The sequence below is a fragment of the Algoriphagus sp. UBA3586 genome, assembly GCF_002376385.1.
Taxonomy (GTDB): Bacteria; Bacteroidota; Bacteroidia; order Cytophagales; family Cyclobacteriaceae; genus Algoriphagus; species Algoriphagus ornithinivorans.
On sequence record NZ_DFMT01000009.1, the window covers coordinates 1 to 14,708 of the forward strand.

Consider the following 14,708-nt stretch of genomic DNA (forward strand, 5'->3'; position numbering starts at 1 on the left):
CTGACGGCTATGACCGGCAAAGGTAGGCCCGTGGTTATTGAAAGGTTCAATCCTTTCAGGATTGTCAACTATGCTGCAGATCCGATTTCTTCAAAAGAGAAAAAATTGAACAACTCCAGCTCAAATTTTCAAGATAAAAATCAGATGAGAAATCACCAACCTATAACCAACCACGAAGTGGTTGAACCCCTCAATAGCCATCAGTGAAACTGGTGGTAAAAGAAAGTCCATCTACCATCGAGCATTCCAACTCTGAAGGAGTTGAACTCTGTACCCCATAAAGTTTGACCCATTCAGGGTCAGGATAGCAAGGTCGGGCTCCTTCCTTTTCCACGGGTTATACCTGCCTACCGGCAAAGGCAGGCCTGTGGTTATTGAAAGGTTCAATCCTTTCAGGATTAATATTACCCAAGTCATCAATGAGGTGTTGGGAGCGATCCTCTTAAATTCTTAAACGCCTAACACTACTCTGCAGAAACCGCCAACCCAACCACGAAGTGGTTGAACTCCTCAATAGCCGCCAGTGAAACTGGTGGTAAAAGAAAGTCCATATACCGTGATGCATCCCAACTCTGAAGGAGTTGAACTCGTTACTCCATTAAGTTTAATCATTTCAGGATTTTTTCACAAAGCACTGACTTTTATCAGTTCCAAACACCAATTTGATCAAAGGATATGATCAGAATCATTCGTAACTTATAGGACATCAATGAAGGAAGACCATGAAAATCAATGCCAAAATACTCTTGATGACAGATTTTTCAGAGGTAGCAGGTTATGCCCTTTTTTATACCAAGCAACTGGCATCCAAACTCAAAGCCAAAGTAGAGGTAATGCATATTCTCGGCACTCCAGTGGACTGGGTTAGGCTGGACAAGGATAAGGAAAAGTTTTATCCGGAGACACTGAATGCCATTGCCAATGCCAAATCCAATCTTTCATCAATAGTCCATGATTTAGAAAAGCAGGGCATTAATGCCCTTTCTTCATTAATCTACAGTTTTGGTTCGGAGACGGTTTTTGAGCATGTTCAAAATGCCGAACCGGACTTGGTGATAATGGGATCCGAAGGCAGAGGAGCAAAAAAACCCTTTTACCTTGGCTCTACTGCCCAAAAGGTGCTTAGAAATATTAAAACTCCTATCCTGATTGTAAAAGAAGAACCAGCTCACAAGGAGATCAAAAAGATTGCATTTCTATCTACCTTGGAAAAAAGTCAAAAGCCTATTTTTAAAAAACTTAAAAAACTGGCAGACTTATTAGGAGCACAGCTGGATTTAATTTTTATCAATACTCCCTATGATTTCCATGAAAGTGCTGAGATTGATGAAATGTTCAATGAGATGTTGGAGTCAGATAATACCACACAGCATTTCTTGATCAATGCAAAGGATGCCGAAAATGGAGTTATCTACTATGCAGAAAACAATCAACCAGATATTTTAACTTTAGCTAAAACAGAAAAATCAGGATTAACCAAATTCTTCAACCCAAGCCTAACAGAAAATCTAGCCAAAACACACAATTTTCCTATTCTTTCAATTTGCCTAGAGGAATGAATTGCCTCGTCAAGAAAAATCTGATTAAATGGTAGAATTAGAGAATAAAGTGATTAAAAAAATGAAACTTATTATTTTTGAAAATGTTATCTTATGAGATAACTTTGAATGGATGACTAGGAGTATTATTTTTCATAAAAATCATTTCATCGAATTTTATCAAAACCTAGATATCAAGGCAAAAAATAAAGTTCAATATGTTCTGGAACTTATCAAGCAGGTCGAAAGGGTGCCTGAAAAGTTTCTAAAACATCTAGAAGGAACTAATGGCCTTTATGAAATAAGAATAGAGTATCAATCAAACATTTATAGAATTTTCTGTTGCTTTGACGAAGGTAAATTAGTTATCCTCTTTAATGGGTTTCAAAAAAAATCTCAAAAAACTCCCAAAAAGGAAATCGAAAAAGCTGAAAGACTGATGAAAGATTATTTTGAATTAAAAAAAATGAGAGATGAAGGACTATAGCAAAATCAAAACCTTCGATGAACTAATTGAATTAGAACATGGAAAGGTTGGCACTGAAAGCAGAAACAGATATGATGAAAATGCCCAAATGTTTATCATAAGTGAAATGCTAAAAGAAGCCAGAAAGGAGGCAAAACTTACACAAGAACAATTGGCTGAAAAGGCCGGAACGAAAAAAAGCTATATCTCTAAACTTGAAAATGGTAAGGGAAATATCCAATTGTCAACGTTGATTAGGATATTTGAGCAAGGGCTTAATAAAAGAATAGGTTTAACTTTCCTATAGTAATAAATGGGAAAGTTAAACCTTGGAATTCTACTTTATTTCTTCAACAATCTCGCGATGTAAAATCCGTCAAACCCGCTTTCCTGAGCCAATACTTTTTGATCTTCGATCAATTCGAAGTCTTTCCCTGCCTCAGAAGCCAGAAATTTTTCAACCTGCTTTTGATTTTCAGAAGGCAGGATACTGCAAGTCGCATAAACCATCTGACCTCCTTTTTTCAACATGGAAGAATAGCTTTGAATGATTTCCTGCTGGGTTTCCTGCACTTTAGCGATAGAGTCCAGACTCAGCTTCCATTTGGTATCCGGATTTCTTCTCAGCACTCCTAAACCCGAACAAGGCACATCCAATAACAAACGATCCGCTGACTCTTTCAATCTTTTGATAGTCTTAGAGCCTTCGATCACTTTCCTTTCTATAATAGAAACTCCGTCTCTTCTTGCTCTTAGCTTGGTTTGCTGCAGCTTCCACTCCTCCACATCCATGGAAAGCACCTTCCCCTTATTCTGCATCAGGGCAGCTAAATGGAGGGACTTCCCTCCAGCACCCGCACAGGCATCGATCACACGCATTCCTGGCTCCACTGCCAAGGCCTGAGCTACTAACTGAGAAGAAGCATCCTGAACTTCAAAAAGGCCTTCTTTGAATGCCGGATTGCGGAAAACATTTTGTCTTTGCTCCAAAATCAAAGCATCTGGATATCCTTTCACAATGTAAGTTCGGATTCCATCTTCCGCCAATCGGTTTTTCAATTGCTCCCGGGTGATTTTCAAAGTATTTACCCGAAGCACTACTTCTGCCTCTTCATTCAAAGAGTGAATTTCCTGATCCCACTTCTCCCCCAATTCCTTCTTCCCCAACTCATACAACCAATCTGGAATTGATTCCAAAATGGCTGGTTTGTCCAAGCTCTCGTACTTTGCTTTGATTTTGTCAGGGTTTAATCCGGAAAATTCCTCCCAAGGTGGAAGTTCATTGCCTTGCATAAGCCAATAAGTTCCAAACAAATCCCAGTAGCTTTCAGAAGGACTCAAATAATTGATCAGCCTCCACCAACGCACCATTTCATAGGTGGTTTCTGCGATAAAAGAACGATCTCTCGCTCCCCATTTGGGATTGGATTTAAGGGTACGCTCTATGACCTTGTCAGCGTATTGACCTTCTTGAAAAATAGATTCTAAAGCGGTATGTACTCCGCGTATGGTATTATTATGTAGTTTCATCAGAAAGAAATTCTGCACAAAGGTAGTTTTTCTTTCTCAGACTAGCCGAAAAGAAACTCAAAAGGGTTTGAAGGTCAATGAAATTCTGATGCCTTCCCGGGGAACTGCTGAACCAAAATAAAAATAATCCCCAGCGTAAATATCTCCTAAAACCGAAAACTGATTCGGTTGACCCATATGATTGCTGATCATTGGCTCCTTCTGAATGATTTGTTTTCTAAACTCAAGAAAATTCGCTCTAAGCCCTACATCAACCCAATTATTCAAAGCATAAGAGAAACTTACATCTAAGCCCGTTCTCCAATTTGTCTCCTCCACAGGAATAAGAAATGGGCCGGGAACTATAGAAAGACAATTCAGACATGGCCACCAAAACAGATAGCTATAATCTGGATAAAATTCCAATTTGGCATTTGCTCCTCTTTCCCTCATCGAAAAAAGATTGAAATTGACAGAGGTCCTTTCTCCCAATGTGATGGATTTTTGAAGAAATAATCCAAATCCCACCAATTCATTTTGTAAGCCAACCAAAACGGGATCTCTGGCGATTCCAACAATACTATAAGAATTACCATCTTCTGCGGGAGGCCCATAAATTGACCTGTTTGTATATCCTGTCTCCTGAGGCTCATAATAAGAATGATGAGAACCCATCAAGCCCAAAGACCAGCTTTTCCCTAATGGGATTCCTGCGAAAAACCTACCTCCCCCAAACCTTGCTTTTTCAGGAGCAATACTTTGGGTTTGCTTCAAAGCCTTCTCCCAATAAACCCCATCCAATTCAAACCAAATCCCTTTTTTCTCCTGGCAATAAGCACTTACAGAAATCAGGAAAAGCATAGAAAGCAACAGTAATTTTCTCATCATTCCTCAAGCATTAATATTATCGGACAACTTTCCCACAGTCAGGGATGTGCTTACCTTTACGGAGCTAATTCATTTTTCGCTACTATGATCAATTACAATAGTTTGGTAAAAAAATGGGCCCAATCCCTGGAGCTTTACGATTTCTCGGAAGCGCAAAACTTGGTGGAATGGCTATTTGAACATCATTTAGGCTTGAGAAGAGTGGATATGATGCATTTTTTAGAGGAAAAGGATCTGCCTCAGGCTCTTTTGTCAGATTTTGAACGTTTGAAAAAAGGAGAACCTATCCAGCAAATTTTAGAAAAGGCCCCTTTTTACGGGAGAGAATTCAAAGTAAGCAGAGATACGCTGATCCCTAGGAATGAAACCGAAGAGTTGGTGCATTTGATTATCAAAGAAAATCCCCAACCTCATTTAAGAATACTGGATATCGGTACAGGCACAGGCTGTATCCCAATATCTCTGGCTTTGGAAATGAATTCAGCGGAAGTTTATGGCTTGGATATTTCCGAAGGGGCTTTGCAAATCGCCAGAGAAAACGCTAAGGAATTCAAGACTGATGTCAAATTTTATCAAATAGATATCCTGAAAGAGGAAATTCCTTTAGATGATTTGGATATTTTGGTCAGCAATCCACCTTATATCCCTGAAAAAGGAAAAGCACTTATGCACAAAAACGTATTGGATTTTGAGCCAGAATTGGCGCTTTTCGTCCCAGATGAGGATCCGCTTTTATTTTACAGGGTCATTGCTGAGAAAGCCAAAAAATGCCTGAAAAAGGGGGGGAAGCTCTATTTTGAAATTCATGAATATTACGGTCAGGAAGTACTGAACTTGCTGAATAAGCAGGGCTACAGCAAGATTGAATTGATCCAAGACCTTAATGACAAGGATAGAATCGTGAAAGGTATTTTAGGATGAGGCCTTTTGACAAAAGTTTTTAATCAGAGCCAAGGTTTCGCCTTTTCGCTCAAACATGCCCATGTGCCCGGTATTTTCTAGTTCGAAATAATCAGTGAACAAGTAGCTTTGTTTTCTACTTGCCTCTAATTTAACCGAGCCGTCCTCCGTGCCTGCAATCAATAATTTTGGACCATGAAAATGCTCCAAAACTTGGGTTCGGTCTTTTCTGTCCCGCATCGCTTCTGTAAATGCGATCAAACCCTCCAAAGTTGATTCCTTTGCCTGTTCTAGAGCTGTCTCAATAGCTGTGGAAAGTTCTTTTCTTCTGTCCTCCGGGAAAAGCTGAGGCACAAATGAGGTTACAAATTTGTCAACTCCGTTTTTCTTTAAAAAGGTAATTGCCCGATTTCTCATCTGCTTTTTATCAGCATCATCTGCGAAAGCCGTACTATGAAATAGTCCAACAGCCTTTAATTTCTGCTGCATCAATTCTAAAAGTGCTAAGGTCACATAACCCCCCAAAGAATGGCCAATAACTATCGGTTCGAAAATTTCATTTTCTTCCATCCATTCCTCCAACATCACTGCAAGCTCCTCTAGGCTGAGGTGTGATTTTTCCAAAGGACTATTTCCAAAGCCCGGCAAATCTGGACAAATAACTCTGTAATTTTTACTCAGCTCTTCTGCAAAATCTGCCCACATGGCTCCAATTTCACAGAACCCATGAACCAAAACCACAGGCTGACCCTGTCCTTTTTCAAAAAAATATACAGAAGACATAAATTATTTAGATGCTCTTGGCTACTTCGCTCATGCTTCTAACAGCATCGGCAATACCATCCGGGTCAAATCCGCAAGCTCTGTGCAATTCGATTTGCTCGCCATGCTCAACCACTTCATCAGGGATGCCCAGACGCTTCACCTGAGCCTGATACTCATGATCCATCATCCATTCTAGTACAGCCGAACCAAATCCACCCATCAAACAACCATCCTCTACGGTGATTACTTTCTTGAATTTCCCAAAAACCTCGTGAAGTAATTCTTCATCCAAAGGTTTTACAAATCTCATATCATAATGAGCCGGATTTAATCCTTCAGCAGAAAGTGTCTCGCAAGCCTCCACTGCATAATTTCCAATATGTCCGATGGTCAAAATAGCAACCTCTTCACCTTCCTTCACTATTCTTCCCTGACCTAGTGGAATTTGCTGGAATGCTGTTCTCCACTCAGGCATGACACCATTTCCTCTTGGATATCTGATGGAATAAGGGCCCTCATGAGAAAGGGAAGAGAACATCATATTTCTCAATTCCTCCTCATTCATAGGAGCAGCTACTACCAAATTTGGAATACATCTGAAATACGCCAAATCATAAGCACCATGGTGGGTAGGTCCATCCGCACCTGCGAATCCAGCTCTATCCAAACAGAAAACAACTGGAAGGTTTTGCAAGCATACATCATGGATCACCTGATCATAAGCACGCTGCATAAAGGTGGAATAAATATTACAGAAAGGCTTTAGTCCCTGGGTGGCTAAACCTGCAGAAAAAGTTACTGCATGTTGCTCTGCTATCCCTACATCAAATGCACGGTCGGGCATGGCCTTCATCATAATATTGAGAGAGGATCCGGAAGGCATAGCTGGAGTTACCCCCATGATACGCTCATCCTGTTCAGCCAACTCTACAATCGTATGCCCGAAAACATCCTGATATTTTGGAGCCTGAGGCTTTGAAGGGGTCTTTTTATAAATTTCTCCGGTTACTTTATCAAACAAGCCCGGTGCGTGCCAGGTAGTCTGGTTCCCTTTTTCGGCAGGCTCATAGCCTTTTCCTTTCACTGTTACACAGTGGAGAATTTTAGGACCAGGGATATCCTTGAGATCGTTTAGGATTTCAACCAAATGGTTGACATCATGTCCGTCAACAGGACCGAAATAACGAAGATTGAGTGATTCAAATAAATTGCTTTGCTTCAGCACAGCTGACTTGATCGCTCCTTCCACTTTGGAAATGACTTCCTGAGCTGAACTTCCAAATTTGCTGAACTTACCCAACAACTTCCATACTTCATCCTTTACCTTATTATAGGTGTGGGAAGTGGTAATATCCGTCAAGTAATCTTTTAAGGCACCGACATTAGGATCGATCGCCATGCAATTATCATTGAGAATGATCAGAATATTGGAATCTGAAACACCTGCATGATTCATCGCCTCGAATGCCATCCCACCTGTCATAGATCCATCGCCAATAACGGCTACATGCTGAATGCCCGAACCTTTATACTTGGAAGCGATCGCCATCCCAAGCGCAGCGGAAATAGAAGTACTGGAGTGTCCTACACCAAAAGTGTCATAAACACTCTCTTTTCTTTTAGGAAAACCGGAGATACCTCCGAAAATTCTATTAGTATGAAATTGATCTCTTCTTCCAGTCAGAATTTTGTGGCCATAAGCCTGATGACCTACGTCCCAGACCAATTGATCCTGAGGAGTGTTCAATACATAATGTAAAGCCACAGTCATCTCAACCACACCCAAGCTAGCGCCAAAGTGCCCACCGTAAATAGACACGTTGTCTACGATGAAGTTTCTCAATTCATCACAGATTTGTACCAATTTCTCTTTAGGAAACTTTTTAAGGTCTGCTGGGCTGTTAATTTGAGCTAATAATTCTCCTGGTTCGATCAGCATGTATCTTTACATTTTAATGGTCTGGAATGGTAAACTTCCCTAGCTTAGGTTTGTTTTTTAGTTAGCATAGCAACTAAATCAAAGTCTCCATTCTCTGACCTGAATTTCAATTAATTTGTCTTAATTGAATATCTTTGGCCACAAGGTGGCAAAATTAACCAATAATTTAAATATCCCTTGAGTTTCGAAATCAAATTACCGCTCTTCGAAGGTCCTTTCGACCTCATGCTCTTCTTCATAGAGCGGGACGAATTGGATATTTACGATATTCCTATCTCCAAAATCACCAATGATTTTCTGGACTATATCCATCATTTGGAGCAAATGGAAATAGAGGTTGCCAGCGAATTTATCCTCTTTGCTGCCACCCTGATGAAGATTAAATCGAGAATGCTTCTTCCCCGACCGGAATTAAATGAGGATGGAGAGGAAATCGATCCAAGAGAAGAACTCATCAGAAATCTTCTGGAATATAAAAAATATAAGTCAGTAGTCGAGGAATTAGCCTCTTTGGAGGAAGAAAGACTTTCGAAACAAAAGCGCGGAAATATCGCTTCGGAACTAAAAGCCCTCAATAAGGTTGATGATGTAGACGCAGAAATGCAAGACTTGGATCTCTACAAGCTGTTAAAGGTTTTTCAAAAATGTATGGCCAAAATGGCCGCTCGTGTGGAAGATACCAAGCATACAGTAATCCAATATCCCTACACCATCGAGCAACAAAAAGATTTTATCTTGGAAAAAATCAGCTTCAAAAAACAAGTTCCTTTCACTGAATTCATATCCTACAAACCTGAAAAAATATTTGTTATCTACACATTTTTGGCAATTCTGGAATTACTACAACTTTCTTTAGTAACAATCGTCATTGGAGAGGGTTTTAATAACTTTTGGGTAGAAAAGACTGAGCCGGTCGCTACAGCCTAATATGAAGCTAGACAACAAAAAAATCTTTAAAACCCTCAATCCAAACAAAGTTTGGGTACCGATCTTAATCGGATTGGGCATCGTTTTCGGAATGTTCTATTTCGATCCGAGCGTCGATGCCCAAACTTTAAAAGGGGTATTCGATGCTTCTGCCCCCTACGTGATTCTGGCCATTTTGGTCATAATTTTTAGAGATGCGGGATATGTCTACAGGATCAGGGAAATCACTCAAAGGGAGCTGACCTGGACAAGGTCCATTTATGTGATCATTCTTTGGGAATTTGCCTCTGCTGTTACTCCCTCAGTTGTCGGAGGTACCGCTGTAGCTATTTTTATCTTAAATAAAGAAGGAATCAAATTAGGTAGAGCCATTTCATTTGTGATGGTTACCGCCATTCTCGACAACCTCTTTTTTGTCATAGGAGCGCCTATCATTCTGTTCTTTGCTAAAGGCAATATTTTCCCCAACAGTCAGGTGCTGGAAAATCAATTGGAAAATAGCTTACAGGCTATTTTTTGGATCAGTTATGCACTTTATGCCGCCTACAGCTTAATCATGGCTTTGGCTCTTTTTTACAGACCACGGGTTTTCAAGTGGGTTTTGATCAAAATATTCTCTATCAAATGGCTGAGAAAATGGAAGCATGATGCCCAAGAATACGGAAATCAAATCATCGAAGCTTCCAAAGAATTAAGCGGTAAAAAATTAAATTATTGGCTTCCTGTAATTGCTGCTACCATATTTATTTGGAGCTCTCGTTATTTGATGCTGAATGCACTGATATCTGCTTATGTGCCTTTGTCAATAGAAAATAACATCATTGTTTTCGCTAGACAGGTAATCATGTGGATCGTTATGATGATTTCACCTACTCCAGGTAGCTCGGGTACTGCGGAGTTTTTCTTCGGGCAGTTCTTCACCCAGTTTCTAGGCAATTACACCTTTGTAACCAGCATTTTTTGGAGGCTTCTATCCTATTACCCATATTTGATTCTAGGAGCGATTTTCCTTCCAAGATGGATTCGCCAGGTTTTTTTCAAAAAGAAAACAACTAGCCAAGAATAAGATGATGAATGCCTTAACTCCTGAGCAAATTGCCTCCATTACCGGTGGGAAATTGCTTGGGAAAAATCTATCCCTTGAATTAACACGGGTCAGCATTGACTCTAGGCAAATTCTGAATCCCACACAGACGCTTTTTGTTGCTTTGAAAGGAGCCAAAGCGGACGGCGCTAAGTTTATCCCGCAATTAATAGAAGAAGGAGTACAGGTATTTTTGGTTTCTGAATCCTTTCAAATCCAGAATAAAGAGACCTGCTATATAGCTGTTAAGGACACAAGAAAGGCGCTCCAGTCACTTGCCAAATATCAACGTGAACTTTTTGAAAAGCCTGTGGTCAGCATTACAGGTTCTAACGGAAAAACCATAGTCAAAGAATGGCTGGGACAGATTCTAAGTCAAAATTATGCCGTAGCAAAAAGTCCCAAAAGCTATAATTCTCAAGTAGGATTACCCTTATCCGTTTTCGAAATTCAGCCCTATCATCAGGTAGCTATTTTAGAAGTCGGCGTTTCCAAAAAAGGAGAAATGGAGGCTTTGCAAGCTATTGCCCAACCCAATTTGGGAGTCTTTACCAACATTGGAACTGCGCACGATGAGGGTTTCGAAAGCCGGGAAGAAAAAATTAAAGAAAAGCTTCAACTCTTTAAGGATTCGGCCCTTTTGGTATACAACAAAGACCAAAAAGAGCTGAGTAAAATCATTGAGACAGCAATCGAAAATGAACGATTAATTGCTTGGTCCGACCAGCCTGGCGCTGATTATACACGAGCTATCAAATTTCAGGATGAGCTCACCAAAATCATTCTTATAAAATCTGATTTAAGTACTTTCACTTTTTACACCCGGTTCTCAGATCAGGCTTCCTTAGAAAATCTGACCCATACAATTGTATCTGCATTGAGTTTGGGCATGCTTTCAGATTCTATTCAAAAAGGAATCAATTTGCTGAGACAGGTGGACATGAGACTGACCCTCAAACCGGGAATCAATGATTCTTTGATTATTGACGACACCTACAATAATGACTTGGCAGGGCTGAGGGTATCATTGGATTTTATGCGGCAACAGAGGCCCAAGAGAAGAAAGATTTTATTTTTATCCGAGTTTCAACAGCAGGGTCAACCCGAAAAAATCTATCCAGAAGTAGCCGAACTGATCAACTCCCATTCCTTAGACCTGGTAGTTGCTGTAGGGGAAAATATCCATCCTTTGCAAGAGTTGATTCAAAGTGAATTCAAGGCCTTTGCAAGTACGCAGGAACTTTCAGAGTGGGTTGGGTTAGAAAACTTTTCTGATGATCTCATATTGATCACCGGTGCAAGAGCTTATCATTTTGAGCAAATAGTTAACCAGCTTCAGCAGAGAATTCACGGTACAACTTTAGAAATCAACCTCAACGCACTCACACATAACTTTAACTTCTACAAGAGAAGAATTAAACCAGAAACCAAGGTAATGGTCATGGTGAAGGCCTTTGCTTATGGAGGAGGTGCAGTAGAAATAGCGAATCATCTTCAAACTTTAGGGGCTGATTATCTGGCTGTGGCATTCACTGATGAAGGAGTCATACTGAGAAAGCAGGGAATTCAACTTCCTATTATGGTTTTGAATCCGGTACAGGAGTCGTTCGAACTCTGCAAAACCTACGATTTAGAACCGGTTGTTTTCAGTTTGGAGTTCTTTACCAGTTTGGGGAATTGGTGCAAAAACAATCAAACCCAATTGAAAGTCCATTTAGACTTGGATACCGGAATGAGGAGATTAGGATTTGAGGAAGGGCACCTGGAAGCCTTGTCCAACTTGATCAAAACCTACCCGGAATTGATTATTCAGTCCCTTTATACCCATTTGGTAGGGGCTGATGAGGAAATTCATAGAGATTATTCCCAAGAGCAGCTGGATAGTTTTATTAGGATGAAGGATCAAATTCTTCCACACCTTTCGCAAAAGCCTCTTCTTCATGCCTTAAACTCTGCAGGCATAGTAGCATTTCCAGACTATCAATTGGATATGGTGAGGTTGGGAATTGGCCTTTATGGAGTTGAGGTGACCGGAAAACACGACAGAGAGCTCCAGGCCATCAGTACTTTGAAAACTACCATCTCTCAGGTAAAAAGGATAGAGCCCGGAGAAACTATAGGCTATTCCCGAAAAGGAAGATTGGAAAACGGAGGTAAAATTGCCACGCTATCCATTGGCTACGCAGACGGATATGACCGTAGGTTCAGCAATGGCAAAGGCTATGTACTGATTCATGGAAAAAAAGCTCCAGTCATAGGAAATGTGTGCATGGATATGGTCATGGTGGATGTCACTGATATAGAAGTTAAAGCGGGAGATGAAGCCATTATTTATGGAAGTCAAATCTCTCTGAAGGACTTAGCTGACCGAATCGGGACTATCCCTTACGAACTGCTGACAAATATCAGTTCTCGTGTGAAGCGGGTATACTATCTTGACTAATAGGCTTTCACTTTCCGAAAATTTCCTAAATTCAGATAAGAAAGTAGACAGATAGGATTTCGATTCTATTTGAAAGAAAAAATAATCACATCACCCTTCCACCGAGACAAAGAAAAAACTCAGCCATGAAGCTCACCAAAAGAAAGCTTGCTCATATTGTTTTTGAGTCAAATGATAGACCTTCAAGAACTTTTGATGTGGTACTGCTTATTCTGATTTTTGGTTCTGTAATCGTGGCGGTTCTGGATTCTGTAACAGAATTAAAAGAAGAATACGGACGTCTTTTTTTTACGCTTGAATTAATCTTTACTTTTCTTTTTACCATTGAGTATGCTTTACGGGTTTGGTTGACCAGTAAGACGTTTAGATATGTTTCTTCCTTCTATGGCATCGTAGATCTTCTTGCCATTCTTCCTGTTTACCTGAGCTTTTTTGTTGCCAATGTGCAATTACTGACTGTAGTGAGGGCTTTACGACTTTTGCGAGTAATTCGTATTCTAAAACTGGGAAGATACTTAGCTGAGGCAGACTTTATAAGGAGGTCTCTGAAAGCAAGTATGACTAAAATTCAGATTTTTTTATTCACTGTCCTGACTATTGTTTTGATTATGGGAACTCTCATGTATCTGATCGAGGGACCGGAAGCTGGATTTACGAGTATTCCAAGAGCAATGTATTGGGCTATCGTTACATTGACTACAGTTGGATTCGGTGACATTACTCCTCAGACACCTTTAGGACAGTTTGTGGCATCCTTAATTATGCTCATGGGTTATGCAATAATCGCAGTTCCTACCGGAATTGTCAGCTCAGAAATGGCCAAGCAAAAAAGCCCTGAATTTCATGCAACGTCTAAAACTTGCACCTATTGCGGACAGGATGGTTTGGATAAAGATGCCAAATTCTGCAAAAACTGCGGGCACCCTGTAGACATTAAGCCTTGATTATTTAATAGGGCCACGCCTTTTTCCATCCCAACTCTTGAGACGTATAAATCCCTCCTTTACCAGAAAAGATATAGGCGATGAAGCAGGCTATCGCGAGAAAAATTCCGGATTCATATCCGAAAAGCTCAATTCCCATTACAGTACAGGCCATAGGAGTATTGGTTGCCCCGGAAAATACGGCCACAAATCCCATCCCAGCTAATAAAGCTAAGGGAAGCGGAATCAAACCATGCAGGGCATTTCCCAAGGTAGCTCCCGTGAAAAATAAAGGCGTCACTTCTCCTCCTTTAAATCCAGCTCCCAAAGTAAATCCAGTCAAACCTGTTTTAGCCAACCAATCATACCAAGGCAAGGGAGTTTCAAAAGCTTCTACAATTCTGGGAACTCCTAAACCCAAATAAGTGGTACTGCCCGAAATCCATACAAATAAAGCGATCAGCAGTCCGCCTATGAACGGCCTTAAAGGTGGATAAGAAATCGTCTGAGAAAAAACTTTGGAAAAAAAGTGGGAGGTTTCCGCAAATAATCTTCCTGATAAACCAAAGACAATTCCGGCAGGAATGATCCAAAGTAAATTCATCAAAGTATGAGTCGCCACCTCGGGGATTTGATAAATAGTGTGACCCACTCCCCAGAGCGATTCGCAAACCCAATGAGCAACCAAACCAGCCCAAAAGGCTGGAAAAATAGATTTCCATCGGAAATGACCCGTGTGCATCCATTCCAAAGCAAAAATAGCTCCTGCTAGTGGAGTCCCGAAAACTGAAGCAAATCCACCTGAAACCCCAGAAATCAGGATTAATCTCCTGTCAGCTGATTCAAGTTTAAACCATTTGGTCAACTGATCTGCCAAAGATCCGCCCATTTGAACTGCAGTGCCTTCCCTTCCTGCCGAACCGCCGAAAAAATGGGTGAAAATAGTCCCAAAAAGCACCAAGGGAGTCATTCTGAGGGGAATTGGATTCTTGGTTTGGTATAATTCGTCCAATAATAAATTATTGCCTTTGACAGAATTTTGACCAATTTTATAATAAGTCCAGCCGATGATCCAACCGCCCAGCGGAAGTAAAGCAATTACCAATAAATGCTCTTCCCTGAAGTTGGTTGCCCAGTCTAATGCCACCAGAAAAAAGGCGGACGCAGAGCCCGAAAGCAAGCCAACCAAAAGGCCTAAGACTAGCCAAAGCAAAAAATATTTCAACAGTTTCGAGTAATCCAAAGCGACCGTTTAAATCAAGAATGGCAAAATAGGAATAGAAATTGACTTTTAAGTAGGAGATAAACTAGGAAAATCACTTCCCG

15 protein-coding genes are annotated in these 14,708 nt (G+C 40.5%); 9 read left to right on the forward strand and 6 right to left on the reverse strand.

The window, feature by feature from the left end; all coding sequences use genetic code 11:
• A partial coding sequence (locus B2906_RS02085) for a hypothetical protein (RefSeq protein ID WP_286935414.1) occupies window positions 1–207 on the forward strand: 207 nt, incomplete at its 5' end.
• Here B2906_RS02085 and B2906_RS02090 read toward each other — a convergent pair.
• Entirely contained in the window at window positions 191–334 is a 144-nt protein-coding gene (locus B2906_RS02090; RefSeq protein WP_219957562.1) for a hypothetical protein, read from the reverse strand. The genes B2906_RS02085 and B2906_RS02090 overlap by 17 nt on opposite strands.
• 415 nt (window positions 335–749) lie before the next feature.
• Here B2906_RS02090 and B2906_RS02095 point away from each other — a divergent pair, with 415 nt between their 5' ends.
• The 3 genes from B2906_RS02095 to B2906_RS02105 all read left to right on the forward strand — a co-directional run bounded on the left by B2906_RS02095 (window position 750) and on the right by B2906_RS02105 (window position 2,311).
• Window positions 750–1,559 carry a universal stress protein gene (locus B2906_RS02095; protein WP_219957561.1) on the forward strand — a complete coding sequence of 270 codons (810 nt, stop codon included), beginning with the start codon at window positions 750–752 and terminating at the stop codon, window positions 1,557–1,559.
• A 112-nt stretch (window positions 1,560–1,671) separates the two neighbouring features.
• The gene (locus B2906_RS02100; RefSeq protein ID WP_219957560.1) at window positions 1,672–2,025 is read left to right on the forward strand and encodes a type II toxin-antitoxin system RelE/ParE family toxin; all 354 of its coding nucleotides are present in this window, start codon (window positions 1,672–1,674) and stop codon (window positions 2,023–2,025) included.
• Window positions 2,012–2,311 carry a helix-turn-helix domain-containing protein gene (locus B2906_RS02105; protein WP_091651715.1) on the forward strand — a complete coding sequence of 100 codons (300 nt, stop codon included), beginning with the start codon at window positions 2,012–2,014 and terminating at the stop codon, window positions 2,309–2,311. Before B2906_RS02100 ends, B2906_RS02105 begins: the two co-directional genes overlap by 14 nt.
• 35 nt (window positions 2,312–2,346) lie before the next feature.
• Here the strand turns inward: B2906_RS02105 and B2906_RS02110 are convergent, their stop codons facing one another.
• Together B2906_RS02110 and B2906_RS02115 are read right to left on the reverse strand one after the other, a co-directional pair.
• Window positions 2,347–3,534, reverse strand: coding sequence for an RsmB/NOP family class I SAM-dependent RNA methyltransferase (locus tag B2906_RS02110; RefSeq protein ID WP_219957559.1), 1,188 nt, complete (start codon window positions 3,532–3,534; stop codon window positions 2,347–2,349).
• Window positions 3,535–3,591: 57 nt separating this feature from the next.
• Window positions 3,592–4,401 carry a hypothetical protein gene (locus B2906_RS02115; RefSeq protein WP_219957558.1) on the reverse strand — a complete coding sequence of 270 codons (810 nt, stop codon included), beginning with the start codon at window positions 4,399–4,401 and terminating at the stop codon, window positions 3,592–3,594.
• Between the two features lie 84 nt (window positions 4,402–4,485).
• Here B2906_RS02115 and prmC point away from each other — a divergent pair, with 84 nt between their 5' ends.
• Window positions 4,486–5,322: a peptide chain release factor N(5)-glutamine methyltransferase gene (gene prmC / locus B2906_RS02120; protein ID WP_219957557.1), complete on the forward strand. Its 837-nt coding sequence runs from the start codon at window positions 4,486–4,488 to the stop codon at window positions 5,320–5,322.
• Here prmC and B2906_RS02125 read toward each other — a convergent pair.
• Both B2906_RS02125 and dxs read right to left on the reverse strand, forming a co-directional pair.
• Window positions 5,314–6,084 carry an alpha/beta fold hydrolase gene (locus tag B2906_RS02125; protein ID WP_219957556.1) on the reverse strand — a complete coding sequence of 257 codons (771 nt, stop codon included), beginning with the start codon at window positions 6,082–6,084 and terminating at the stop codon, window positions 5,314–5,316. The two genes, prmC and B2906_RS02125, sit on opposite strands and share 9 nt — an antisense overlap.
• A 7-nt stretch (window positions 6,085–6,091) precedes the next feature.
• On the reverse strand, window positions 6,092–8,005 hold the full coding sequence (dxs, locus tag B2906_RS02130; protein ID WP_219957555.1) for a 1-deoxy-D-xylulose-5-phosphate synthase: 1,914 nt from the start codon (window positions 8,003–8,005) through the stop codon (window positions 6,092–6,094).
• A 177-nt stretch (window positions 8,006–8,182) separates the two neighbouring features.
• Between dxs and B2906_RS02135 the strand changes: the two genes are divergently transcribed.
• From B2906_RS02135 to B2906_RS02150, 4 genes are all read left to right on the forward strand, one after another.
• On the forward strand, window positions 8,183–8,932 hold the full coding sequence (locus B2906_RS02135) for a segregation and condensation protein A (RefSeq protein WP_219957554.1): 750 nt from the start codon (window positions 8,183–8,185) through the stop codon (window positions 8,930–8,932).
• A 1-nt stretch (window position 8,933) separates the two neighbouring features.
• Window positions 8,934–9,998, forward strand: a complete 1,065-nt coding sequence (locus B2906_RS02140) for a lysylphosphatidylglycerol synthase transmembrane domain-containing protein (RefSeq protein WP_219957553.1) — start codon at window positions 8,934–8,936, stop codon at window positions 9,996–9,998.
• A 1-nt stretch (window position 9,999) separates the two neighbouring features.
• On the forward strand, window positions 10,000–12,459 hold the full coding sequence (locus tag B2906_RS02145) for a bifunctional UDP-N-acetylmuramoyl-tripeptide:D-alanyl-D-alanine ligase/alanine racemase (RefSeq protein ID WP_219957552.1): 2,460 nt from the start codon (window positions 10,000–10,002) through the stop codon (window positions 12,457–12,459).
• Between the two features lie 125 nt (window positions 12,460–12,584).
• The gene (locus B2906_RS02150; protein WP_219957551.1) at window positions 12,585–13,403 is read left to right on the forward strand and encodes an ion transporter; all 819 of its coding nucleotides are present in this window, start codon (window positions 12,585–12,587) and stop codon (window positions 13,401–13,403) included.
• 4 nt (window positions 13,404–13,407) lie between these two features.
• On the opposite strand, the gene B2906_RS02155 is transcribed toward B2906_RS02150, so the two are convergent.
• Window positions 13,408–14,607: a voltage-gated chloride channel family protein gene (locus B2906_RS02155; protein WP_255590440.1), complete on the reverse strand. Its 1,200-nt coding sequence runs from the start codon at window positions 14,605–14,607 to the stop codon at window positions 13,408–13,410.
• Between the last annotated feature and the right edge of the window lie 101 nt (window positions 14,608–14,708).

What these genes read in the sequence shown, in the direction of transcription:
- B2906_RS02095 (WP_219957561.1), top strand. Translation starts at nt 750, where the DNA reads ATGACAGATTTTTCAGAGGTAGCAGGTTATGCCCTTTTTTATACCAAG.
- B2906_RS02100 (WP_219957560.1), top strand. Translation starts at nt 1,672, where the DNA reads ATGACTAGGAGTATTATTTTTCATAAAAATCATTTCATCGAATTTTAT.
- B2906_RS02105 (WP_091651715.1), top strand. Translation starts at nt 2,012, where the DNA reads ATGAAGGACTATAGCAAAATCAAAACCTTCGATGAACTAATTGAATTA.
- B2906_RS02110 (WP_219957559.1), bottom strand. Translation starts at nt 3,534, where the DNA reads ATGAAACTACATAATAATACCATACGCGGAGTACATACCGCTTTAGAA.
- B2906_RS02115 (WP_219957558.1), bottom strand. Translation starts at nt 4,401, where the DNA reads ATGATGAGAAAATTACTGTTGCTTTCTATGCTTTTCCTGATTTCTGTA.
- prmC (WP_219957557.1), top strand. Translation starts at nt 4,486, where the DNA reads ATGATCAATTACAATAGTTTGGTAAAAAAATGGGCCCAATCCCTGGAG.
- B2906_RS02125 (WP_219957556.1), bottom strand. Translation starts at nt 6,084, where the DNA reads ATGTCTTCTGTATATTTTTTTGAAAAAGGACAGGGTCAGCCTGTGGTT.
- dxs (WP_219957555.1), bottom strand. Translation starts at nt 8,005, where the DNA reads ATGCTGATCGAACCAGGAGAATTATTAGCTCAAATTAACAGCCCAGCA.
- B2906_RS02140 (WP_219957553.1), top strand. Translation starts at nt 8,934, where the DNA reads ATGAAGCTAGACAACAAAAAAATCTTTAAAACCCTCAATCCAAACAAA.
- B2906_RS02145 (WP_219957552.1), top strand. Translation starts at nt 10,000, where the DNA reads ATGATGAATGCCTTAACTCCTGAGCAAATTGCCTCCATTACCGGTGGG.
- B2906_RS02150 (WP_219957551.1), top strand. Translation starts at nt 12,585, where the DNA reads ATGAAGCTCACCAAAAGAAAGCTTGCTCATATTGTTTTTGAGTCAAAT.